Origin of the sequence: Streptomyces sp. NBC_01264 (genome assembly GCF_026340675.1) — a bacterium.
Classification (GTDB): domain Bacteria; phylum Actinomycetota; class Actinomycetes; order Streptomycetales; family Streptomycetaceae; genus Streptomyces.
This window is the reverse complement of record NZ_JAPEOX010000001.1, coordinates 666,774-689,734: the sequence shown is the minus strand read 5'-3', so window position 1 is coordinate 689,734 and position 22,961 is coordinate 666,774. Positions and strand designations below refer to the sequence as shown.

Genomic DNA, 22,961 nt, shown 5'->3' with positions numbered 1-22,961 from the left:
ACCGGGGGCGGGGCGGTCTTCGTACACTGGCGGGCATGGTAAGCCGCATCAGTGAGCTGGTCATCGACTGCACCGACCCCGAACGCCTCGCCGGGTTCTGGAGCGAGGCCCTCGGCTACGTGGAACTCTCCCGGGAGGACGACGGGAGCATCGAGATCGGGCCGCCCGGCGCCGGCTTCGGAGGTCCGCAACCCACCCTCGTGCTCAGCCCGAGCAGCGACCCGCGCAGGGGGAAGCTCCGCCTGCACATCGACGTCAGCCCGGTCGACCGGGACCAGGACGCCGAGCTGGAGCGTCTGCTCGCCCTCGGCGCCCGTCCGGCCGACGTCGGCCAGACCGGCGCCGAGAGCTGGCACACCCTGGCCGACCCGGAGGGCAACGAGTTCTGCCTGCTGCGCACCCGCCTGAAGCCCCTCTGACCGGTCCGGGGCCGGTGGGCCGGTCCGGGACCGGTGCGCCCGTCCGTCCTAGGACGGCTTGACGGAGGACCAGGCGGTGACGGTCACCTTGTCGTCGCAGAACGCGAACACGCCGTCGTCCATGGCGATCTGGTGCTGCCCGGCGCCGAGCACGCCGATGACCGCCGTCGGGTACGAGCCCGGGGTCGCGCCGGACACGCAGTAGCCGTCCGCCTCGCCCTGGACCTGGACGAAGGCGAGCTTCGTCCACGCGCGGCCACCCGGGGCCAGCATCACGTTGGCCGCGGCGGGGCCGGTGTGGGTGGTGGCCAGCGGCTTGTCCTTCTCCGGGGAACCGTTGCCCGCCCCCGTGACCGTCGGGTACCCGTACACCTTGCAGGGGGACTTGGAGGTGTTGATGACGGAGACGACGGCGGCCCCGGTTCCCGTGCCCGGCGGGCGCACGTCGGCCTGGTGCGCCTCGGAGACCTCGATGTCGCCGACCGCACAGGGCTTCTGCGTCCCGCCGCCGGTTCCGCCGGTCCCAGTTGTCCCGCCGGTCCCGGCCGTCCCGCCGGTTCCGCCGGAGGTGGAGCCGCCCGAGGGCGACGCGCCGCCCGTGGAACCTCCGGTCCCGCCGCCGCTGGTCGTTCTGCCCTTGTCGCCGTCGGTGGGTGTGGCCCCGGCCGGCCGCGAGGCCGTGCTCGGCGCCGACGGGGCCGCGGCTCCGCCGCCGTCGGCGGTCGGCGTGCAGCCCGTCATCAGAGCGGCGGCCGCCAGGACCGTCGCCAGGGCCGCCGCGCTCCGGCCGATGCTTGCTGTGTGCTGCATTGGGTGCTCTCCCCGAGGTTCACGACCGGTCCCGCACCGGCACTCTCACGTGCAGGTACACACGCTCCCGGCCCGAGCAGGTTCCCGCCGCACGGCGCTGTGGCGGTTCCGTGACGCGCCCATGACGGTCCCCGGTCACCCGGGCGTCGTACGGGAGGGGTTCAGCCCTTGGCGCGGCTCAGGGCGAGGTCCGCCAGGGCCTCGGGGGCGCCCGGCTGGTCCCGGATGCCGGGGAAGGCGTTGACGTCCACGATGAGGGGGGAGCCGTCGGCCGTGGCGATGATGTCCACGCCGTAGACGTCCAGGGAGTAGAGCTCGCCGATCCGGCGGGTCAGATCGGCCCATCCCTCCGGGAGGTCGGGCAAGGACAGGGGCAGGGTCGGGCCGCGGCCTTCCGGGGAGAGTTCCGAACGGCGCAGGGCCGCGAAGACGCGGTCTCCGATCGCCCAGAGTTTGTGGTCCCAGCCGCTGTTCGGGGCGAAGTCCTGCACCACCACCGGCTCGTCGGGCCAGCGTTGCGCCAACTCCCCGAGGTGGACCGTGTCCTCGACCCGGGCCACGAGGTCCTCGCGGCGGTTGTGGCGGCTCTTGACGACGACGGGGGAGTCCAGTGCGACCCCGGCCGCCCACCGCCCGAGCGCGCCGACGGTACGGGTTACCGCGAACGGCAGCCCGGCCCGGACCGCCGGCTCCGCCATCAGGGTGCGGTCCTGGCAGAGCGTGGTCGCCGCGGCGGAGTTCACCACCGGGGCCCCGAGCCGCTCCAGGCGCCGGGCCAGTTCCAGGCCGGAGGGGGTGTGCGCCTTGAGGAGGTACGCGTCGGCCGGGGCGGCGAGGGCCGCGTCCGGTGCGCCGGGATCCAGCAGCTCCACTCCGTGCCCGGCGGCCCGGAGGAGTCCGGCCGTCGCCGAGAGCAGCGGATGCCCGGGGTTGTCCGTGATCAGGCCGATCCTCATACGGGCTCTCCCGTGGGGCCGGCCGGGGTGACGGCCGCCGCCGGGGTGACGGCCCCTGTGACGGCCGTGGCCTGGACGGGGATCGACACGGCCCGACCGGGCCGGCGCGCCAGGGAGGATCCGGTTTCGGGGCAGGGGCGCGAACCGGCTCCCCGCGCGAGGTCCAGTACCGCGCGGGCCACCCGGGCCGCCGCGTCCGGGACCTGACGGAAGCTCGGGAAGTCGTTCACGTCCACGACCACCGGCCCGTGGGGGCCCAGCAGCACGTCCACCCCGTACAGGTCGAGGCCGTAGACCTCCCCGACCCGGGCGGCGATCTCCGCGATCTCCGCGGACAGCGGCACGAGGCGCTCCGGGACGGAGGTGTCCGGATGCAGGGGGGAGCGGCGCTCCGTGGCGAAGAGCTCACCGCCGACGGCGTACACCTTGAGGTCGGTGCCCGAGTTCGGGACGTACGGCTGGGCGACGAGCAGGCCCTCGCCGGTCAGTTCGGGGAGCATCGAGGCCAGCCGCTCCGGCGAGGAGACCAGGTGGACGGCCCGCCCGGAGCTGCCGTCGGCGGGTTTGACGACCAGCGGGTAGTCCGACGCCGGGATCTGCGCCAGCAGCTCCGGCCGGGCCGCCGCGTAGGTCGGCGGCAGCGGCAGTCCCCGGCCGCGCCCGATGGCGGCGGCCAGCGCCTTGTCCCGTACGCCCCGGATCGCGCGGGCGTCGTTGACGGTGGTCGCCCCGGCCGAGGCGGCGGCTTCGAGCAGGGTCAGCCCCGGCCCGCCGGACACCGTCTTGAGGACCCAGGCGTCATGGGCTCCGGCGTCCACCACCTCGCTCATCCGCAGCAGCGAACCGCCGGGCCGCAGCACGTCCACCCGGTGGCCCCAGGCCTTCAGTTGCCGGACCACCTCGTTCGGCATGCCGTCGCGGCGATAGTGCTCCTCCACCAGGAAGCAGAGCCTCATGGACCTTCCCCAAATTCCCCGGACGTCCGCCGATCCCGTCCGGCGAGTTGTGACGTCACAGGATGTCATGGGCCGCAATGTGATGATCGGTCCGTGTACGCAGCAACCCCGCAGGAGCTCCGCCCGGACGGGTTTCGCGGGAGGGCCACCGTCCGTCCGCCGTCCGGCCGCTGTCCGGCCACTGGGATGGGGCGGACCGGATGTCGCGAACCGGTGATCTCGCTTCCGTCCAAAGCGTCACAGAAGGACACTTCCTGCTCTCGGTTGAGTGGAAAACTTGTCAGGGGCTGCCCAAAGCGATCAACAACTCTCCTATAGTGATGCCTCGTTGCCAGGAACCTTCTCCTCCATTTACGCCCGGTATGAGGCTTTGATTGATGACGGCGTCGCCCTCCCCCCTTCGCCCCTCCGCGCTGGCCCTGCTGATCACCGCAGTCGCCGGTGGCGCGCTCACCACGGCGGCGGTGGCCGCGGCCCCGTCGTCCATCGCCACCGCCCTCGGCTGGTTCGCCGGCGCGGGCGTCCTGCTGCTCGCGGTATCGGCCTTCGCCGTGACCTGGTGCACGCGCACCTCCCGGGTCCAGCGCGCCCGGATCGCCGCACTGAGCACAGAACTGGCCGCCCGTGACGGGCACATCGCCCGGATGATCGCCGACTCGACCCGTGACACGGCCGCGTACACCGCCGAACGCTCCCGTCTCACCGGTGAACACGCCGCCGTGCTCGAGCGGCTGACGGCCGGGCACGCTGCCGCGCTGGAGCACCTGGCGGGCACGCACGCCGCCGAACTCGACGGATTGGCCGCCGCCCAGAACGCCTCCCGCGAGCGGCTCGGCGGAGAGCTGCGCCGCGCCGAGTCGGGCCGCGCCGCCGCCATGGCCGCGGCGGCCAACGCCGCCGGACGGATGCAGGCCCTGGCCACGGGGATGCTCGCCGACCTGCGCGACATGGAGCACCGGCACGCCGACGAGGACGTCCTCGGCGACCTGCTCCACCTCGACCACCGCACCGCCCAGGCCGGCCGCCTCGCCGACTCCATCGCCGTGCTCACCGGGGCGCGCTCGGGCCGCCGTTGGGCCAAGCCGATCGTGATGGAGTCGATCCTGCGCGGCGCGATGGGCCGCATCGGCGGCTACCAGCGGGTCAGGCTCCACTCCACCAGCGACGCCGCCGTCGCCGGGCACGCGGCCGAGGGCGTCATGCACGCACTCGCCGAACTCCTCGACAACGCCGCCAACTTCTCCCCGCCGACCGCCGAGGTCCACGTCTACGTGGAGGAGGTGCCGTCCGGGATCGTCATCACCGTCGAGGACAGCGGCCTCGTCATGAGCGAGGTCCAGCTGCGCCGCGCCGAACAGGCCGTGACCGCATCGTCCCTGGACCTGGCCGGACTCTCCGGGACCCGGCTCGGTCTCGCCGTCGTCGGCCGGCTCGCCCGCAAGCACGGACTGACCGTCTCCTTCAGGCCCTCCGCACGAGGCGGTACGGGCGCCCTGATGATGCTCCCGCAGGAGCTGATCAGCCGCACGGCCGCCGAAGCCCCCGCCGCGCCGCTCGCCGTCCCCGCGCAGCCGGCCGCCCGGGTCGCGCCGCAGGCGCCCGCCGGGGCCGAAGCTGCGGCCGGGCCCGGGCCCGAGCCCGAGGCCAGGCACGACACCGCCGGCGGTCAGGAAGCCGCCGCCCGCGCGCAGGACCGTACGGCGGTGGACGACGGGACCGCGGTTCCCGGCGCAGCCGACCCCGGGGCCGCGTCCGAATCCACCGGCGAGCACCCGCACTTCGGCGACAGCGGCCTGCCCCAGCGGCGCCGCGGCCGGACCATGGCGGCCGCCCACCGCGAGGGCACGGACGGCGCGGCCACGGATCCCCGTACGGACACGGCCCTGGCCACGGCCTCCGCTCCCGGCGGGGCGTCCCGGTCGGCCGCGCGGTTCGGCAGCTTCCGCCAGGCCGTCCGGGGCTCCGCGGCCCCGGGCACAGCGGACGCCGGAGCCCCGGGCGGCCCCGGCGAAGAGCAGCAGCCCGCGCCCACCACAGACCCGGAAGGCAACACGCGATCATGACCGGCTTCACCACCGACGAGACGCTCAACTGGCTCCTGGAAGGGCTCCTGGAGCGCACACCGGGCGCCCGGCACGCCCTCGTGCTCTCCCGCGACGGCCTCAAGCTGTGCCGGACCCCCGAGCTCTCCGTCGACCAGGCCGACCAGCTCGCCGCGATCGCCGCCGGCATCCAGAGCCTGTCCCACGGGGCGTCCATCGAGTTCGGCGACGGCACCGGCGGAGTCCGCTCGGCCATGGCCGAGTTCTACGGCGGGATCCTGTTCATCGTCGAGGCCGGCGAGGGGGCGCACCTGGCGCTCGTCGCGAACGAGGACGCCGACGCCGGACTGGTCGGCCACAACATGTCCGAACTGGTCGAGCAGCTCGGCGAACACCTCATCGCCAGGCCCCGGGGATGAGCCGGACCCGGCCGGGCCGGGACGATTCGCCGGACCGGCTCTACACCCTCACCGGTGGCCGCAGCCGATCCGGATCCGATGTCTTCGACCTGGTCACCCTGGTCGTTGCCGAGAGCGATCCGGTGCCCGGCATGCAGTCCGAGCACGCCGCGATCCTGCGGATGTGCCAGTTCCCGACGGCCGTGGTGGAGATCGCGGCCGAGCTCGGACTGCCGGTGTCGATCGTACGGATCCTGCTGGCCGACCTGCTCGCCACCGGACGGATCCGCGCGCGGCACCCGCGTACGGCGAACTCGGCGTACAGCTTTACCGACCCCGACATCCTGGAGCAGGTGCTCGTTGGACTCCGCAATCTCTGACGCGACGATCCCCGAAGCCGCGTCCCCGGCGAGCGCACCGCCCGCCCAGGCCGAACCGCTGCGGCCCCGCCAGGCGCTGCGCAGCACGGCCGACAACGGGCTGAAGATCGTCATCGTGGGCGGTTTCGGCGTCGGCAAGACCACGATGGTCCGCTCGGTCAGCGAGATCCGCCCGCTGAACACCGAGGAGACCATGACCAAGGCCGGTGAGGCCGTGGACGACACCCACGGGATCGCCGGGAAGAGCGCCACCACCGTGGCCTTCGACTTCGGGCGCATCACCCTCGACGCCCGCAACGTGCTCTACCTGTTCGGCGCCCCCGGCCAGGAGCGGTTCTGGTTCCTGTGGGACCGGCTCTTCTCCGGCACCCTCGGCGCGGTCGTCCTCGTCGACACCCGGCGCCTGGCGGACTCCTGGTACGCCATCGACCGGCTCGAACACCACGGCACGCCCTTCGTCGTGGCCTGCAACGACTTCGGCGGCCCCGAGCACACCCCGGAGCAGATCCGGGCCGCCCTGGACCTGCCCGACGCCATCCCGCTGGTGTTCTGCGACGCCCGCTCCCGGGAGTCCAGCAAGCAGGTCCTGATCTCCCTCGTCCAGCACCTCCGGACGGCCGCGCTGTCGAGAACCCGGCCGAGCCGCCGGCAGAGCCCCCCGTCCCAGACCCCGGAGCCCACCCCGTGACCTGCCCCGCCGCCCCCGAGCACCAGCCCGTCTACCTCGGCGGACCCCGGTTCCAGACCGACCCCGCCGACCTGTACCGCGAGATGCGGCGCGATCACGGCGCCGTCGCCCCGGTCGTCCTCGACGGAGACGTGCCGGCCTGGCTGGTCCTCGGCTACCGCGAACTGCACCAGGTCACCAGCGACCCCGTGCTCTTCTCCCGGGACTCCGAGCTGTGGAACCAGTGGGACCGCATCCCCGCGGACTGGCCGCTGCTCCCGATGATCGGCCGGCGCCAGCCGTCGATCCTCTACACCGTCGGCGAACGCCACCGAGAGCGGGCCGCCGTCATCTCCGAGGCCCTCGAAGCCGTCGACCCCTTCGAACTCAAGGGGCACGCCGAGCGGTTCGCCGACGAGCTGATCGACGAACTGTGCGGCAAGGGATCCTGCGACATCGTCGGCGAGTACGCGATACTGCTCCCGCTACGCGTCCTCGCCCGCCTCTACGGGTTCTCCGACGCGCAGGGCCCCGGACTCGTACGCGCCATGAACGACATGATCAACGGGCGGGAGGGCGCCCTGGAAGGCCAGCAGCACCTCGCCGAGTCGATGTTCGCGCTGCTCTCCGCCAAGCTCGCCGAGCCCGGACCCGACGTGGTCTCCCGGATGCTCGCCAACCGGTCCGGTTTCACCGTGGAGGAGGTAGCGCAGGACCTCATGGTCATGATGGCCGCGGGCCACCAGCCCACCGCCGACTGGATCGGCAACTCCCTGCGCCTCATGCTCACCGACGACCGCTTCGCCGCCTCCCTCGCGGGCGGCCGGCACAGCGTCGGCGAGGCCATGAACGAGGTGCTCTGGGAGGACACCCCCACCCAGAACGTGGCCGGCCGCTGGACCTCCCGCGACACCCACCTGGGCGGACAGCGCATCGCCGGCGGGGACCTCGTCCTGCTCGGCATCGGCGCCGCCAACACGGACCCGCACGTACGCACCGACGCCGGAGAGCTGACCGGCGGCAACAACGCCTTCTTCTCCTTCGGGCACGGCGAACACCGCTGTCCCTTCCCCGCCCAGGAGGTCGCCGAGGTCATCGCGCGCACCGGCATCGAGGTGCTCCTCGACCGGCTGCCCGACGTGGACCTCGCCGTGCCCGCCGCGGACCTGGCCCGCCGCCCCTCGCCCTGGCTGCGCGGCCTCACCACCCTTCCCGTGACCTACACCCCGACCCCCGCCCTTGGAGCCACCCGATGACGTGCCCGATCGACCACACCGGCCCCGCGGCCATCGTCCTGGACCCCTTCGTCGCCGACCTCGCCGCCGAGAGCGCCGCGCTGCGCGCCGCGGGCCCCCTGGTCCAGGTGGTCCTCCCCGGCGATGTGCCGGTGTACGCCGTCACGCACCACGCCGAGGCGCGCAAGCTGCTCACCGATCCCCGGATCGTCAAGGACATCGACGTGTGGGGCGCCTGGCAGCGCGGCGAGATCCCGATGGACTGGCCGCTGATCGGCCTCGCCAACCCCGGCCGCTCGATGCTCACCGTGGACGGCGAGGACCACCGCCGGCTGCGCACCCTGGTCGCGCAGGCCCTGACCGTGCGCCGGGTCGAGAAGCTGCGCGCCGGCATCGAGGCGCTCACCACCGGGATGCTCGACAAGCTGGCCGCGCTGCCGGCCGGCGAGACGGTGGACCTCAAGGCGCAGTTCGCGTACCCGCTGCCGATGAACGTCATCAGCGACCTGATGGGTGTCGACGCCGAGGAACACCCGCGCCTGAAGGCCCTGTTCGAGAAGTTCTTCTCGACGCAGACGCTCCCCGAGGAGGTGCCGCAGATGATGGCGGACCTCGGCGCGCTGTTCTCCCGCATCGTCGAGTCCAAGCGCGAGAACCCGGGCGACGACCTCACCAGCGCCCTCATCGAGGCCTCGGAGGACGGCGACCACCTCAGCACGGAGGAGATCACCAACACCCTCCAGCTGATCGTCGCCGCCGGCCACGAGACCACCATCAGCCTGATCGTCAACGCGGTCGTCGCCCTGGAGACCCACCCGGAGCAGCGCGACCTGGTCCTCAAGGGCGAGGTCTCCTGGGAGAACGTCATCGAGGAGACCCTGCGCTGGTCCAGCCCCACCTCGCACGTCCTGATCCGCTTCGCCACCGAGGACGTGGAGGTGGGTGACCGGATCCTGCCCAAGGGCGAGGGGCTGATCGTCTCCTTCGGCGCGCTCGGCCGCGACGAGGCCCAGTTCGGCGAGACGGCGGGGGAGTTCGACGCCGCCCGCACCCCGAACCGGCACATCTCCTTCGGCCACGGCCCCCACGTCTGCCCCGGCGCGGCCCTCTCCCGCCTGGAGGCCCTGGTCGCCCTCCCGGCCCTCTACGCCCGGTTCCCGGACCTCACCCTGGCCGTCGCCCCGGCCGAGCTCCGCAACAAGCCGATCCTCACCCAGAACGACCTCTTCGACCTCCCGGTCCGCCTGTCCTGACCGGGGTGCCCCGCCCCCTCGGTGCAGGAGGGGGCGGAGGGCGGCCGTCTTAAGCGGCCGTTTTAATCGGATGTGCTTGCGGGGCACGGTTGTTAGGTTCGGCGTGTGCCGAAGCTGAATCAGATCATCGCAGTCGAAAAGGGCGTCAAGTCCAAGGCCCTCCAGGAGCTCACCCAGGCTCACCAGGACGTGCAGAAGCCCGCCCTGCTGGCCGGCATCTCCCGGACCTACCAGCCCAAGGACGAGGAGGGCGAGCAGCTCCCGCCCGAGTCCACCCGGGTCCAGATCAAGGCCGAGGACGCCCTGCGGGCGACCGCCTCGACGCTCACCCGGCTCTTCGACGTGACCGCGACGAAGGACTGGGCGAACCGGTCCGCGGTCGCGGACGTGGTGGTCGACGGCAGGGTCCTGCTGCCGCAGGTGCCCGTCCCGTACCTGCTGTTCCTGGAGAAGCAGCTCACCGACCTGCACACCTTCGTGCGCAAGCTGCCGGTGCTCGACGCCTCCGAATCGTGGAACCTGGACCCCTCGACGGACGCCTGGAAGACGGACGCGGTGCGGACCATCCGCACGAAGAAGGTCCCGCGCAACCACGTCAAGGCGGAGGCCACGGAGAAGCACCCGGCGCAGGTCGAGGTGTACTACGAGGACGTGGCGGTCGGTTACTGGACCACCGTGAAGTTCTCCGGCGCGCTGCCCGCCCGGCGGGTCAACGAGCTCCTCGACCGGGTCGAGAAGCTCCAGCAGTCCGTCAAGTTCGCCCGCGAGGAGGCGAACAACACCGAGGTCACCGACCAGCGGATCGGTGACGCGGTATTCGGCTACCTCTTCGGGTAGCCCCACATTCGCCCCCCGTCGCGAGCGGGGGGTGCGCGATGAGCGCAAGCTGAAACTGATGTTGAAGCTGATCATGGGGTGTCAGGTGGGGGTTCGAATCCCTCCCCCCGCACACGTGCGGGGGTGGCCCAAGCCGGCAGAGGCGGCCCCGTAAATCTCAGATTCTCGCTCCAGTCTCAGTATTCGCCGCCGAACACCGGATCGACCGAGCGCGGGCGAACATTGACGGATAGGGGTTCAAGTCCCTTCGGCGCCTCTTGCATGGCGCTGTAGTTCAACGGCAGAACACGTCGATCTCAAGATGACCCGCGGCTCTTAAACGCCGCCGGTGTGCGCAAATGGGTGGCAAGCTGGAGCCCGGGAGCTGGACATGCTCCCGGGCTCCGTCACGTTCGGCGACCGGCCGCCGTGCCGTTACGCGGGCATCGGTACGGAGACGAACGCCGTGCCCGACTCGTTCTCCACCAGGATCGCCCGGACGTCCGCCGGATCCACCGCCGCCGAGCCGTCCAGCGCCGCGCCCTTGCCCTCGCCGTGCTCCGCGGTGCCCACCACCCAGCCGCCCGCCGTGGTGCGCGTACCGTCCCGGGAGACCACGACGATGCGGCAGCGCTCGCCCGCCGGGACACCCGTCACCGCCGCGTGGACCCTGACCCACTTGGCCGCGGGGGTCACCTGTACGGTCATCCGCGCGCCCGTGCCCGCATCCGTCGCGGAGGCCACCTTGGTCCCCGCCGCCGGCGGCGAGGGCAGGGCCGAGACCGTGGGCAGCGGCCGGGCCTCGACCTCGGTCTTCCCGCCGCCCAGTTGCGTCCCGGCCCAGAAGACGGCGGTCAGCGAGGCCGCCACGGCCAGTCCCGTGAAGGCGGTCCGGCGCCGGCGCGCCCCGTCGACCTCCTGGCGCATCTGGCGCAGGGTGCGCTGGAGCAACAGGTCCCCGCCCTGCGGCGGGCCGTCGAGGAACGCCTCGGGGGGCACCTCGCCCAGCGCCGCCTCCATCTCGCGCAAAGCCGTCACCTCCTGACGGCACTGCACGCAGCCGTCCACGTGTTCCTCGACCCGGCGGACCTCCGCGTCGTCCAGGACGCCGAGAACGTACGGGCCGAGCAGTTCCTCCTCGTGCCGCTGCCCGTTCATGCCACCACCTCCTGCAGTCCGCCGGGCCGCGGAGACGGGCCGCCCGAGCGTGTGCTGTCCCTGAAGACTTCTCTGAGCGCCTTGAGCGCGTAGTGCGAGCGCGATTTCACCGTGCCGGCGGGGATGCCGAGGGTGTCCGCGGCCTCGGCGACGCTCAGCTGGCGGTAGTACAACTCCGTCAGCACGTCGCGGTGTTCCGGCGACAGCCGGTCCAGGGCGCCCAGCACGGTCATCGTGTCCACGACCGCGTCGGCGTGGTCCGCCTCCACCGGCGGATGGGCCGGCGATCCCGAGACCTCCGGCGGCCGGGCCGCCTTCGCCCGGTACCGGTCGGTGATGATGTTGCGGGCCACCGTGAGCAGCCAGCCGCGTACGGAACCCTTCCCGTTCACCAGGACCTCGGAGTGGCGCCAGGCCCTGATCAGGGTCTCCTGGACGACATCCTCGGCCGCGGCCCGGTCCCCGGTCAGCCGGGTCGCGTACGCGAGCAGGGCGTGACCGTGCTCCTCGTACACGGACTTGATCAGTGCCTCTTCGGTCGAGCCCCGCCGAGTGCGGGGCCACAGTGGTCCGGCCATCTCACCCTCTCCGTCTTTCTCGCTTACGTGGTGCGGTCACAACACGCCACGGACGGGCACCCGGTTCACGTGACCTGCGTCACCCGGGAGCCGCTGGTGCGCGGTGCCGTTCATGTACGGCAGGTGCGGCCCTGGTTGAGGCAGTCCACGACCTCGTCCATCCGCGGGCCGGTCATCACGTTCACGAACATCGCGTGGTCGGTCCTGGGGCTGTGCCGCTGCTCGGGGAAGGAGTCGAGGGCGAGGGGCGCCCCCGCGGGCACCTCGTAGGCGAGGGAGATCCGCAGCCGCGGTACGGGGAAGGTGTCCTTGGGGCAGGCCCCGTTCGCGGCCGGGAAGCGCAGGTGCGCGCGGTGCCCGGGGCTGGTGGTGTCCAGGCCGTTCCAGCAGCTCGGGAAGGTGAGCGTACGGGTGAGGCGCTCGCCCTCGGGACAGCGCGGATAGCGGGTGGTGGACCGGTCGGGGGAGCCCGAACAGCCCCAGCGGGCCCGCACGTCCTCGTCGGAGCCGGCGGTGAAGGCCACCGCGTCACCGGTCATCGCGCGCAGGAACCGGGGCATCGCCACCACCTTGCTCACCGGGCTGCCGAGGAACTCCACGGACACCGTGGCCTCCGGCAGGATCGTGCCCGCGTTCCCGTGGCCCGCGGTCCCCTCGTGCGGCCGGGCGCCCGGCCGGTCGGTGCGGCGCAGCACCGGCCAGTAGTACGTGGAACGGTCGCCGCCCGCGCAACTGGTGGCGGCCGCGTCCAGGGAGGCATCGGTGGAGAAGGCGTCCGTGGACAGGTTCCCGACGTAGCCGTGCGTGTGGTGGGCGCCGGAGCGCAGTCCGGGGGAGACGACGAGGTTGTCCTCGTTGTAGTGGCCCTCCGCGTTGCGGCCGCAATCCACCGACACCCGGCCCGTGGAGGCCTGCGGACCGGCCGCGACGGGCTCGGCGGGCCCCGGCGGGACCTCCCGGAAGTCCACGAAGTCGGAGGGCACGGGACCCGTCCCCGCCGCCGGCGTGCGCGGACCGCCCACGCGCGCGGCGCCCAGGACGGCGGCGGTCAGCCCGGCGCCCAGGACCAGGCAGATCAGCAGCGTCAGCAGTCGGCGTTCGTTCCCCATGCGGGTCACCGTTGCCGCCCACCCCCGCCTGCGTCAACCTGGCGTCCGCACAGCGGGCACCGCCCCGCCGGGGCTCCGGAATCCGTTGAAGGTGCAGCACGCGCGGGCCCGGCGGCCCGGGGCCCGCAACCTTTGCCCCCGTTTGGCTGTTCATACGGCGAAGCAGCCTTCTTGAGCGACCCGCATCGCAAGGAAGGACCACCGCCGTGCCCGCTGCCAACCACCTCCTGCACCGCCTGATCAGGGAAACCGGCTGGACCTACGAGGCCCTGGCCCGGCGGCTCAACACGAGCGCGCGGTCGGTCGGACTCACCACCGGGTACGACCGGACCTCGGTCGCCCACTGGCTGCGCGGCAGCACCCCGCGCGATCCCGTCCCCGGCCTGCTCTGCGAGATCCTCGCCGCCCGGCTGGACCGGCCCGTGAGCCCGGCCGACATCGGCATGCACCGGGCCGGCCTGGGCCACACCGGCATCAACCACACCGCCTCGGGCCGTCCGGGCACCGACCCCTCCGGCCGCGATCCGGCGCCCGGACCGCACGCCCTGGCGGCGGAGCTCCTCGCCACCGTGCCCGGCCTGCACCCGCACCGCAGGCCCCGCGGCGGCGGCGGGGCGCCCAGGGTCCCCGGACAGCGCGAACGCGCCGGATCCGCGCCCGGGGCCGCCCGCGCGGGCGGGGGCCCGCAGGGCGGCGGCATCGGGGGCGGTTCCGGAGCTGGAGCCGGGTCCGAACCCGGCAGCGGGTCTGGTTCCGGACCCGGCGCTGCTTCCGGACCCGGCGCCGCAACTGGTTCAGAACCCGGCCCCGCACCCGGAGCCGAACCCGGCCCCGGGCCCGGCCCCGGGCCCGGCGCCGAACCCGGCCCCGCACCCGGAGCCGGCTCCGAGCCCGGTTTGGGGTCCGGTGCCGAGCCCCGCCGTCTCGAGGCCGACGCCGGCCAGGTCCCGGCCCTGTCGCACACCGAGCTGCGCCGGGCCGCCGAGAGCTTCTTCACCGGCCAGGTCGACGCCCTCGGCGGGGACGCCACCGCGCCCGTACTCCTCGCGTACCTCCAGAGCACCTTCCGTACGGCCCTGACCACCACCGGGGACGAAGGCTCCCTGTCCGCCCTGGAGATCGGCCACGCCGCGCGCACGGTGCTGCTCCTGGCCCGCAGTTACGCCGACCAGTGCTCCTTCGCCGAGGCACGGCGGACCCTGAGCCGGGCCGCCGCCCTCGCCGAGCTGGCGGGGGAGCCCTCCACCCAGGCCATCGCCCTGCGCATGCTCAGCCAGGACGCCCTCGACCAGAACCAGCCGGCCGTCGCGCTCTCCTACGTACGCCAGGCGCTGGAGATCGCCCCGCGCGCCCCCGACGCCGTACGGGCCTTCGTCGCCGCCCAGGCGGCCCAGGTGCACGCTGCCCTGGGGCACCGCGCGGAGGCCCTCGCCTGGCTCGACGCCGCCGACCGGGCGCAGGGAGCCGCCGTCGGCGAGCCGGACCCCTTCCACACGTACCGCCCGGCCGCCCTGGAGTTCAAGCGCGCGGTGGTCCTCGGCCTGCTGGGGGACCACCCCGCGGCCCACGCCGCGCTGGACGCCTCGCTGGCGTCCCGCCCCGCCCAGCAGGAACGCGCGATCATGCTCACCCACGTGGAACGGGCCCGGCTGTACCGGCTCGGCGGCCGGGAGCGGGAGGCCGCCGCCGAACTGCGGTACGCCGAAGCCCTCAACCGGGGTGTCCACTCCCCGCGTGCCGCCCGCGAGATCCAACTCCTCGGCCCGGGCGCACCCCCCGGGTGAGACCGGCAGGCGCACGGACGAAGCCCCCCCCCGGCCGGGGGACCGGCTCAGACCGGCAGCGCCGCGTCGAGCTCGATCACCTCCGCGGGTCCCGCGCGGAACGAGGGGCTCGCCGCGTCCGCCTCGATCATGTGCGGGGTGACGTCGTGCGCGGCGAGGGCCGCCCGGGAAGACCACTCCTCGATGAGGGCGAACCGGTCCGGATCGCCGCTCACCGGATGCAAGTCGTAGCGGAGGCAACCCTCCTCGGCGCGCACGACCGGCGCGAGGCGCTCGTAGGCCTCCCACTGCTCCCGGCCGCGGCCCGGGAGGGTGGTGATGAGGATCAGGAGTCGAACTGTCGATGGCATGGGTCGAAGACTAGATCGACCGGACCGGGCTGCGGAAAGGTTTTTCCGCCGGCCGAGCCGCCGTCCGGCCACTGCCGGGCCCCCGCATGGCCGGTCCGGTTCTTGCCCGGTCCGGGCCGACCGCGCAGAGTGGCCCGGTATGACACCCGAACAGCTCCTGCAGGCCCTCGCCCGTACCCGTGCCTCCCTGGACGGATCCGAGGTCACCTTCTGGTGGACCGGAGACGTCCACGCCTGGGCTCCCGGCGAGCCCTACCGGCGCCTCCTCGGATTCGAAGGCCTGAACGTGGCACGGCTGGTGGAGGACGAGACGCCGGGGACCTACCAACTCCTCACCCGCGAGGCCGCCTTCTACTTGGACCCGCTGACGCGCGAGATCCTGGAGACCTGGGAGGACAAGCCGGTGATCCACGTCTGGAACGATCCCGCGAACCAGAAGTGGCGCCCCTTCCCGGTCCCCATGACCGAACTGGGCGACCAGGTCTGCTTCAGCCTGGAGATCCCGCTCGCCTACCCGTCCCCGCTGCCCGTGGCGCAGTACCCGGCGAACTCGGCCGACGACACCTACCGGGCCCTGGAGCTCTTCCAGTTCTTCGCCCCCGCCTCGGTCCTCACCACCGACGAGCCCAGCGTGCCCTCCACCATGTCCTGGACCCGGATGTCGCCCTGGCTGCCCTGGATGGAACAGGGAGCGCTCCCCGGCGGGCTCACCTTCCACTGCCGGGGCCGCAAACTCGCCTCCTACGTGGAGGTTCCGGAGCGGACCCGCGCCTACATCGCCGCCCGCCACCCGGAGTTCGCCCACGCGCCCGAGAAGTGGACGGAGCCGAACGAGACCAGCTGGACGTACTTCCGCAAGCTCAATCCGCCGTCGGACGCGCGAGGGGCCTGAGCCGGTCCCACCGGGCGGCACCAGGCCTCCTGGGCGCGTCTCAGCCGGGCCGGGCAGGACCCGATAGGGACGGCCTAGCCCGCGAACCGGTCGAGGGCGCCGAGCACGTGGTCGAGGGTGGCCGTTCCGCCCATGTGTCCCGCCTCCTCCACCACGGTCAACTCCGCACCGGGCCAGGCGCGGGACAGTTCCCAGGCCGTGCCGAGGGGGCCTGCCATGTCGAGCCGGCCGTGGATCAGGACGCCCGGGATCGCGGCCAGCCGGTGGGCCCCGCGCAGCAGCTCGCCCTCCTCCAGCCACGCACCGTGCGAGAAGTAGTGCGAGCAGATCCGGACGAGGGCGACCCGGGCCGCCGGCGGCCGGCCGGTGTACGGCTGGGAGGCGCCCTTCGTCTCGCCGGAGAGCACCGCGTCCTCCCAGGCGCACCAGTCCGCCGTGGCCTTCGCCCGGACCTCCTCGTCGGGATCGGCCGCCAGGCGCGCGTAGGCCCCGACGAGGTCGCCGTCGCGCGCGACGCCCGATCCGGCGAGGAAGCGCTCCCACGCCTCGGGGAAGAACCGGCCGGCGCCGCGGTAGAGCCAGTCGATCTCCGAGCGCCGGGTGGTCGTGACGGCCGCGATGACGATCTCGGAGACCCGCTCCGGGTGCCGCTCGGCGTAGGCCAGGATCAGCGTGGAGCCCCACGAGCCGCCGTACAGCAGCCAGCGGCCGATGCCGAGGTGCTCGCGCAGCCGCTCCATGTCGGCGACCAGGTGCCCGGTGGTGTTGTGCCGCATGTCGGTCGCCGGATCGCTCGCGTGCGGGGTGCTGCGGCCGCAGCCGCGCTGGTCGAACAGGACCACCCGGTAGCGTGCCGGGTCGAAGAGCCGGCGGGCGTTCTCGGAGCACCCCGACCCCGGGCCGCCGTGGACCACGAGCACGGGCTTCCCGTCCGGATTGCCGCAGACCTCCCAGTAGATGACGTTGCCGTCGCCGACGTCGAGCATCCCCTTGTCGTAGGGCTCGACCGGCGGGTAGAGCTCAGCCACGTTCCCGACCTCCTCGTCGTTTTGTCCCGGACGGCCGTTCACCGGCGGCCCGCCGGGGGTTCCGGCCACCCTACGACGGCCCCCGCAGGGTGCGGACAAGGGTTTTCCCCGTATCGCGTTCATCCCGGCTTTGCCTACTGTCTGCCCACCGGCGATCCTCCCCGTTCCGAACAGTCCCCGCGCCCACCCCACATGGCGTGAAGCTGCAGGTCGGTCCTTCGCCGGTGCCACGGTTGCCTAGCCCCGACGCTGCGGCGGGCGACGACGTGGTGTGCAGCAGCGGTGGCCGGGCGGGCCTGACCAGCCCGTTCCGGCCCCGCGGCCGCCGGTCAACCTCCCACACTGCACCAACCGGCCGTCCAGGCCCGTTCTGTGGCGGCCCGCGAAAGGGAACACCGTGCACGCATCCAGACGACGCCGGCTCATATCCGTGGTGGCGATGTCCGTCACCCTGCTCGCCGGCACCGCCACCACCTCCATGGCGCTGTCCGCCTCGGATCCCGCCCCCGCCGCGCGGACCCTCCCCGCCGCCGGCGCCCCCACCGCCGCGGCCCCCGCCGAGAACCTCATCGTCGGCTACAAGACCTCGGCCGCCGAGGCCGGTTCCAACTCCGCCGCCGCCGCCGACGTGGCCGCCAAGGGCAAGAAGGCCTCGAAGAAGGCGAAGTTCGAGCGCCGCCTCGGAACCGGAGCCGCCCTCGTCACCCTCGGCGCCCCGTCCGACGCGGCCGCCGTCATGGCCCAGTTCCGCGCCGACCCCGACGTCGCCTACGTCGAGCCCGACTCCCGCGCCTACGCCCTCGCCGTCACCCCCAACGACACCGAGTACGCCAAGCAGTGGGACCTCTTCGAGCCCACCGCCGGCATGAACGTTCCGGCGGCGTGGGACAAGACCACCGGCTCCGGCGTCACGGTCGCCGTGATCGACACCGGCTACGTGGCCCACTCCGACGTGGCCCCCAACATCGTGGCCGGCTACGACTTCATCTCCAGCTCCACCGCCGCCCGCGACGGCAACGGCCGTGACAACAACCCGGCCGACCAGGGAGACTGGAGCGCAGCCGGCGAATGCGGCACCGGCTCCACGGCCAGCGGCTCCTCCTGGCACGGCACCCACGTGGCCGGCACCATCGCGGCGGCCACCGGCAACGCCAAGGGCGTCGCGGGCATCGCGTACGGCGCGAAGATCCAGCCCGTCCGCGTGCTCGGCAAGTGCGGCGGTGCCACCTCGGACATCGTCGACGCCATCACCTGGGCCTCCGGCGGCTCCGTCTCGGGCATCCCGGCGAACGCCACCCCCGCCAAGGTGATCAACATGTCCCTCGGCGGCTCGGGCGCCTGCACCGCCACCTACCAGAACGCGATCAACGCCGCCGTCGGCCGCGGCACCACCGTCGTCGTGGCCGCGGGCAACAGCAACGCGAACGCGTCCGGCTTCTCGCCCGCCAGCTGCAACAACGTGATCAACGTGGCCTCCACCAACCGCACCGGAGACCGCTCCTTCTACTCCAACTACGGCACGATCATCGACGTGTCCGCCCCGGGCGGTGAGACCCGCCGCGGCACCGACACGCCCGGCACCGTCACCACCCCGGAGAACGGCATCCTCTCCATCCTGAACGACGGCGCCACCACCCCCGGCGCCGAGATCTACAAGCCGTACCAGGGCACCAGCATGGCCGCCCCGCACATCGCGGGCCTCGCCGCGCTCCTCGTCTCCGCCAAGCCCTCGCTCACCCCGGCGCAGGTCGAGTCGGCCATCAAGACGAACGCCCGCCCGCTGGCCGGCACCTGCACCGGCGGCTGCGGCACCGGTCTCGCCGACGCGGCCGCGACCGTGACGGCCGTGACCTCCACGCCCACCACCCCGTCCTTCGAGAACACCGCGGACGTCGCCATCGCCGACAACGCCACGGTGGAGAGCCCCATCACCGCCAGCGGGGTCACGGGCAACGCCCCCGCCGCCCTCAAGGTCGGCGTGAACATCGTCCACACCTACATCGGTGACCTCAAGGTCGATCTGATCGCCCCCGACGGCACCGCCTACACGGTCCACAACCGCACCGGCGGCAGCGCCGACAACATCAACCAGACCTACACCGTCAACGCCTCCTCCGAGGTCGCGAACGGCACCTGGAAGCTGCGCGTCAACGACAACGCCGGCGGCGACACCGGCAAGATCGACTCCTGGAGCCTCGGCTTCTGAGGCCGGTCCCGATCGCACCCGAACCACCCCTGACGGGGCGATAGTACGGACCAGACGAGCCCGCCGGACCTGCCGATACCCCACGTATCGGCAGGTCCGGCGGGTTTTCCTGTCACGTGACTGGAATCTGCGTCACAATCCCGGCCCGCCGGGCATCCGACCTCGTATTGTCGCGTCTCACAGGAAGGCCACAGGAGCGGGCGAGCGAGAGGCTGGTGGCTGTGCGTGGGGGTGGCGACGGGGCACGCTGACACGACGGGCGGACAACCGCCCGTCGGACACGGCGAACTGATCAAGGCGGTCGACCGTGCGCTGACCACGCACGGACGCGTCCTGCTCACCGGGCCCGCGGGCTCCGGCAAGACCGAGGTGCTGCGCGCCCTCACCGAGGCCGCCGCGCTGCGCCACGAGACCGTGCTGGGCCTCGCTCCCGGAGCGACCGACCGGTGGATACCCGAAGCCGCCGCCGCCGCCCTCCTCGCCTCCGTGCCCGCCACCGCGCTGGACAGCCTCTCCGGACCGCAGCGCACCGCCATCGCCCTCCTGCGGCGCGAAACCGACGCACCGCGGGCCGGCCGGGACCACGTCGCCCTGCGCCTCGCCGTCGTCGAGGTGCTGCGCACCCTGGCCGCCCGCGGACCCGTCCTGCTCGCGCTCGACAACGCCCAGTGGCTCGACGTGGAGAGCACCGACCTGCTCCGCTTCGCCCTGCGCCTGACCCCGCCGCGGGTACGGGTCCTCGCCGCCGAGTGCGTCCAGGGCGGAGCCCCGCTCAGCGAGTCCTTGTGCGGACCGGACACCCCCCGGATACGGGTACCCCCGCTCGGCACCGACGAGGTCGCCGAACTACTGGTGCGCCGCGGGCTCCCGGCCCGCCTCGCCGGCCGCATCCACCAGGCCAGCGGAGGCAACCCGCGCCTCGCCCTGGCGCTGGGCCACTCCCTCGCCGAAGCCGCCGGCTCCCGCGAGGGCGGCGCCCACCACGCCGATCCGCTGCCCGTCTCCGGACAGGCCCGCGAGGTGGCCCGCCGACTGCTCGGGGTCGTCCCCGCCCAGGCCCGGCGCACCCTGCTGTTCGCCGCCCTCGCCGCACGCCCCACCACCGCGCTGCTGCGCCGGGCGGGCCGGCCCGACGCCGAGGCCGAGCTCGCCGCGGCCGAACGGGCCGCCCTGCTCACCGTGGAGGAGGACGGCACCATCCGGTTCATCGCCGGGGCCCTGCCGACCGCTCTGGCCGCCGACGCGGGCTGGCCCGAACGCGCCGCCGGGCACGCCGCACTGGCCGCCGCCGTCGACGACCCGGTCCAGGCCGTACGCCACCGGGCGCTGGCCGTGGACGCCCCCGACGAGGCGCTCGCCGCCGAGATCACCGGGGCCGCCGCCTCCTGCAGACGTCGGGGCCAGCGGGCCCTGGCCGCCGAGCTCGGGCTGCTCGCGGCCGAGCGGACCCCCGGCCACCTGCCCGGCGAGGAGCTCGCCCGGCTCGTCGGCGCCGCCGAGGACGCGGGCTGGGCCGGCCGCGCCGACCTGGCCCGCCGCGCCACCCGCGCCGTGCTCGCCCGCGACGCCTCGCCCGCGGACCGGGTGCGGGCCCGCCTCGCCGTCATCGACGCCGAGGGGCAGGCCCTCGGGTCCCTCGACGAGACCTTCGCGCACGCCGCGGCCGACGCTGAGGGAGACCCCGCCCTGCAGGCCGCGATCCGGCTGCGGCTCGCCTGGAAGCACAACCTCTGCGACGGCGACCCCGTCCTCTCCCGGGACGCCGCCGCGCAGGCCGGCGTACTGGCCCGCAGCGGCGGCGACCAGGTCGCGGAGGCCATGGCGCTGACCGTGCGGGCCCGGATGGGCCGCATCCTCGGTGATCGGGACGCCGAGGAGATCCTCGCCGAGGCCCTCGCCCTGCCCGCCCCCGACGTACCGCTGGGCATGCGCAACGCCCCGCAGTACCTCGCCGTACGCCACGCCCTCTTCGACGACCGGCTCGCCGACGCCGGACGCCAGCTCCTCGTGCTGCTGCCCGCGGTGCGGCGCACCGGATCCGCCGAGGACGTCTTCGAAGTGCTGCGCAGCCTGACCGAGGTGGAACTGCGCCGGGGCAGGTGCGCGGCCGCCACGGCGCACGCCCGCGACGCCCTGCGTCTGACGGTCGAGGCGGGCCTCTCGCCGGGTCCCGCCTGGTACGTCGCCGCGATGGCCGAGGCCATGGGCGGCGGTTTCCCGCGCGCCGCCGGATACGCCCGGCGCGGGATCCAGGCCTCCGAGGAGGAGCATGACCAGATCTTCCTCTCCCGCGGCCTGTACGTGCTCGGCCTGGTCGAACTGGCCACGGGTGAGGCCGCGAAGGCCGTCGCCACCCTGCGCCGCGTGGCCGAACTGGAGGCCGCCCAGCAGGTGGTCGACCCCTCGATCCTGCGCTGGCACGGAGAGCTCGCCGAAGCCCTGGTCGCCGCGGACGCGCCCGATGAGGCCGCCGAGCTGCAGGCCCGGGTCCGTACGACGGCCCTCGGGCTCGGCCGCACCAGCGTGATCGCCGCCCTGGACCGGGCCCGGGGGCTGTGCCTGTCCGCGCACGGCGAGGCCGAGGCGGCCGTCGCCCTGCTGGAAGACACCGCCGAGCGGTTCGCGGGCCTCGAACTGCCGTTGGAGCGTGCCCGTACGCTGCTCGCCCTGGCCCGGGTGGAGCGCCGCCGCCGGCGGCGCGCGCCCGCCCGCGCCGCCCTCGCGGCGGCCGCCGAGGCCTTCGCCCGCGCCGGCGCGACCCCGTGGGCGGAGCTCGCGCGGGAGCGCTCCCCGTCCGGGAGCGAGGGCGGTGGCGGGGCCCGGCCCCTGGCCGCCCTCACGGAGGCGGAGGCCCGCCTCGCGGTGCTGGTGGCCCAGGGCGCCAGCAACCAGGAGGCGGCCGCGAAGCTGTTCGTCAGCGTGAAGACCGTGGAGGCCCGGCTGACCCGGATCTACCAGAAGCTCGACGTCCGGTCCCGGGCCCAGCTGGCCACCACGCTCCGTCCGCGCTGACTAGCAGCTCAGGTTGTTCCCCGGGGTCGTGCCGAGGATCTGGACGAAGCCCTGGTAGGAGTTGATCCGGCTCTGCACCTGCGCCGGGTTGCCGCCGTTGCACTCCAGGGCGCCGTTGATGGAGCGGATGGTCTCGCCGAAGCCCGCGCCGTTCACCATGGCGGCGTGGGCGGTCATCGTGCCCGGGCCGTTCTGCGTGTTCCAGTACCAGAGGGCCGTCTTCATCGCGACGGCCGGGTCCTGCTCCACCAGGTACGGGTTGGCCAGGAGGTTGATGCCGAGGGCGTCGCCGGCGGCCTTGTAGTTGAAGTTCCAGCTCAGCTGGATGGGTCCGCGCCCGTAGTAGGCGGCCTGCCCAGCGGGACAGCCGTACGGCTGGTTCGCGTCGCAGTAGTGCGGGTAGTTGGCGGTGTTCTGCTCGACGATGTGCACCAGCCCGCCGGTCTCGTGCGAGACGTTGGCCAGGAAGGCCGCCGCCTCGCGCCGCTTGACGGTGTCGTCACCGGTGGTGGCGAAGCCGGGGTAGGCGGACAGGGCCGCGACCAGGCCGTTGTACGTGTAGAAGGGGTTCCGGTTCGGGAACATCTGGTTGAACTGGGCCTCGCTGACCACGAATCCGGACGGGTTGGGAGTGGTCGGGTCCGGGTTCGGGTTCCCGCCGCCCCCGCAGGCGCCCTGGTCCGACCAGACGCCCCACTGGCCGGTGGTGCCGGGGGTCTCGCCCTGGGTCCACCACTTGGCCAGCCAGTTGTGGCCGCCGTACGAGGCGCTCATGCCGTTGGTGTAGACGGCGGAGCCGGCCCACGCGCCGACGCAGGCGGGAGCCGCGGCGGCGGGGGAGGAGGGGAGGGCCACGGCGAAGCCGAGGACGGCCGCGGCGGTGGCGGCCAGCGAGAGGGCGCGGCGGCGCAG

At 73.6% G+C, this 22,961-nt stretch carries 21 protein-coding genes and 1 pseudogene; 13 read left to right on the top strand and 9 right to left on the bottom strand.

Translation table 11 applies throughout. The annotated features are described in order from the left end of the window. Positions 1-35 precede the first annotated feature (35 nt). Positions 36-419, top strand: coding sequence for a VOC family protein (locus OG435_RS03140; RefSeq protein ID WP_266875158.1), 384 nt, complete (start codon positions 36-38; stop codon positions 417-419). A gap of 48 nt (positions 420-467) precedes the next feature. Here the strand turns inward: OG435_RS03140 and OG435_RS03135 are convergent, their stop codons facing one another. From OG435_RS03135 to OG435_RS03125, 3 genes are all read right to left on the bottom strand, one after another. Beyond that, positions 468-1,229 (bottom strand): DUF4232 domain-containing protein, encoded by a 762-nt coding sequence (locus OG435_RS03135; RefSeq protein WP_266875157.1) that lies wholly within the window; start codon positions 1,227-1,229, stop codon positions 468-470. Positions 1,230-1,390: 161 nt separating this feature from the next. Further along, the gene (locus OG435_RS03130; RefSeq protein ID WP_266875156.1) at positions 1,391-2,185 is read right to left on the bottom strand and encodes an ATP-grasp domain-containing protein; all 795 of its coding nucleotides are present in this window, start codon (positions 2,183-2,185) and stop codon (positions 1,391-1,393) included. Continuing rightward, entirely contained in the window at positions 2,182-3,141 is a 960-nt protein-coding gene (locus OG435_RS03125) for an ATP-grasp domain-containing protein (protein ID WP_266875155.1), read from the bottom strand. The genes OG435_RS03130 and OG435_RS03125 overlap by 4 nt, the downstream gene beginning before the upstream one ends. 377 nt (positions 3,142-3,518) lie before the next feature. Here OG435_RS03125 and OG435_RS03120 point away from each other — a divergent pair, with 377 nt between their 5' ends. From OG435_RS03120 to OG435_RS03085, 8 genes and pseudogenes are all read left to right on the top strand, one after another. Beyond that, a complete protein-coding gene (locus OG435_RS03120) occupies positions 3,519-5,204 on the top strand; it encodes a sensor histidine kinase (protein ID WP_266875154.1) in 1,686 nt (561 codons plus the stop codon). After that, positions 5,201-5,602, top strand: a complete 402-nt coding sequence (locus OG435_RS03115) for a roadblock/LC7 domain-containing protein (RefSeq protein WP_112451677.1) — start codon at positions 5,201-5,203, stop codon at positions 5,600-5,602. Before OG435_RS03120 ends, OG435_RS03115 begins: the two co-directional genes overlap by 4 nt. Next, positions 5,599-5,961 (top strand): DUF742 domain-containing protein, encoded by a 363-nt coding sequence (locus tag OG435_RS03110; RefSeq protein WP_266875153.1) that lies wholly within the window; start codon positions 5,599-5,601, stop codon positions 5,959-5,961. Before OG435_RS03115 ends, OG435_RS03110 begins: the two co-directional genes overlap by 4 nt. After that, the gene (locus OG435_RS03105) at positions 5,942-6,649 is read left to right on the top strand and encodes a GTP-binding protein (RefSeq protein ID WP_430625566.1); all 708 of its coding nucleotides are present in this window, start codon (positions 5,942-5,944) and stop codon (positions 6,647-6,649) included. The genes OG435_RS03110 and OG435_RS03105 overlap by 20 nt, the downstream gene beginning before the upstream one ends. Then, entirely contained in the window at positions 6,646-7,884 is a 1,239-nt protein-coding gene (locus OG435_RS03100; RefSeq protein ID WP_266875152.1) for a cytochrome P450, read from the top strand. Before OG435_RS03105 ends, OG435_RS03100 begins: the two co-directional genes overlap by 4 nt. Next, positions 7,881-9,116, top strand: a complete 1,236-nt coding sequence (locus OG435_RS03095) for a cytochrome P450 family protein (RefSeq protein ID WP_266875151.1) — start codon at positions 7,881-7,883, stop codon at positions 9,114-9,116. Before OG435_RS03100 ends, OG435_RS03095 begins: the two co-directional genes overlap by 4 nt. 105 nt (positions 9,117-9,221) lie before the next feature. After that, positions 9,222-9,953, top strand: coding sequence for a hypothetical protein (locus tag OG435_RS03090; protein WP_266875150.1), 732 nt, complete (start codon positions 9,222-9,224; stop codon positions 9,951-9,953). 24 nt (positions 9,954-9,977) lie between these two features. Next, a pseudogene (locus OG435_RS03085) lies at positions 9,978-10,065 on the top strand. Between the two features lie 302 nt (positions 10,066-10,367). On the opposite strand, the gene OG435_RS03080 reads toward OG435_RS03085, so the two are convergent. The 3 genes from OG435_RS03080 to OG435_RS03070 all read right to left on the bottom strand — a co-directional run bounded on the left by OG435_RS03080 (position 10,368) and on the right by OG435_RS03070 (position 12,777). Then, a complete protein-coding gene (locus OG435_RS03080; protein WP_266875149.1) occupies positions 10,368-11,090 on the bottom strand; it encodes a zf-HC2 domain-containing protein in 723 nt (240 codons plus the stop codon). Next, on the bottom strand, positions 11,087-11,668 hold the full coding sequence (locus tag OG435_RS03075; RefSeq protein WP_266875148.1) for a sigma-70 family RNA polymerase sigma factor: 582 nt from the start codon (positions 11,666-11,668) through the stop codon (positions 11,087-11,089). The genes OG435_RS03080 and OG435_RS03075 overlap by 4 nt, the downstream gene beginning before the upstream one ends. A 110-nt stretch (positions 11,669-11,778) precedes the next feature. Further along, the gene (locus OG435_RS03070) at positions 11,779-12,777 is read right to left on the bottom strand and encodes a DUF1996 domain-containing protein (RefSeq protein WP_266875147.1); all 999 of its coding nucleotides are present in this window, start codon (positions 12,775-12,777) and stop codon (positions 11,779-11,781) included. Positions 12,778-12,983: 206 nt separating this feature from the next. Here OG435_RS03070 and OG435_RS03065 point away from each other — a divergent pair, with 206 nt between their 5' ends. Beyond that, positions 12,984-14,561 carry a tetratricopeptide repeat protein gene (locus OG435_RS03065; RefSeq protein ID WP_266875146.1) on the top strand — a complete coding sequence of 526 codons (1,578 nt, stop codon included), beginning with the start codon at positions 12,984-12,986 and terminating at the stop codon, positions 14,559-14,561. A gap of 47 nt (positions 14,562-14,608) precedes the next feature. Here the strand turns inward: OG435_RS03065 and OG435_RS03060 are convergent, their stop codons facing one another. Beyond that, entirely contained in the window at positions 14,609-14,911 is a 303-nt protein-coding gene (locus tag OG435_RS03060) for a putative quinol monooxygenase (RefSeq protein ID WP_266875145.1), read from the bottom strand. A 139-nt stretch (positions 14,912-15,050) separates the two neighbouring features. Here OG435_RS03060 and OG435_RS03055 point away from each other — a divergent pair, with 139 nt between their 5' ends. Further along, the gene (locus OG435_RS03055; RefSeq protein ID WP_266875144.1) at positions 15,051-15,803 is read left to right on the top strand and encodes a DUF1838 family protein; all 753 of its coding nucleotides are present in this window, start codon (positions 15,051-15,053) and stop codon (positions 15,801-15,803) included. 74 nt (positions 15,804-15,877) lie between these two features. On the opposite strand, the gene pip is transcribed toward OG435_RS03055, so the two are convergent. After that, positions 15,878-16,831, bottom strand: coding sequence for a prolyl aminopeptidase (pip, locus tag OG435_RS03050; protein WP_266875143.1), 954 nt, complete (start codon positions 16,829-16,831; stop codon positions 15,878-15,880). A gap of 439 nt (positions 16,832-17,270) precedes the next feature. On the opposite strand from pip, the gene OG435_RS03045 reads away from it, so the two are divergent. Next, a complete protein-coding gene (locus OG435_RS03045; protein ID WP_266881511.1) occupies positions 17,271-19,037 on the top strand; it encodes a S8 family peptidase in 1,767 nt (588 codons plus the stop codon). 225 nt (positions 19,038-19,262) lie between these two features. Next, on the top strand, positions 19,263-22,049 hold the full coding sequence (locus OG435_RS03040) for a helix-turn-helix transcriptional regulator (RefSeq protein WP_266875142.1): 2,787 nt from the start codon (positions 19,263-19,265) through the stop codon (positions 22,047-22,049). Here the strand turns inward: OG435_RS03040 and OG435_RS03035 are convergent, their stop codons facing one another. Next, the gene (locus tag OG435_RS03035) at positions 22,050-22,961 is read right to left on the bottom strand and encodes a glycoside hydrolase family 19 protein (protein WP_266881510.1); all 912 of its coding nucleotides are present in this window, start codon (positions 22,959-22,961) and stop codon (positions 22,050-22,052) included.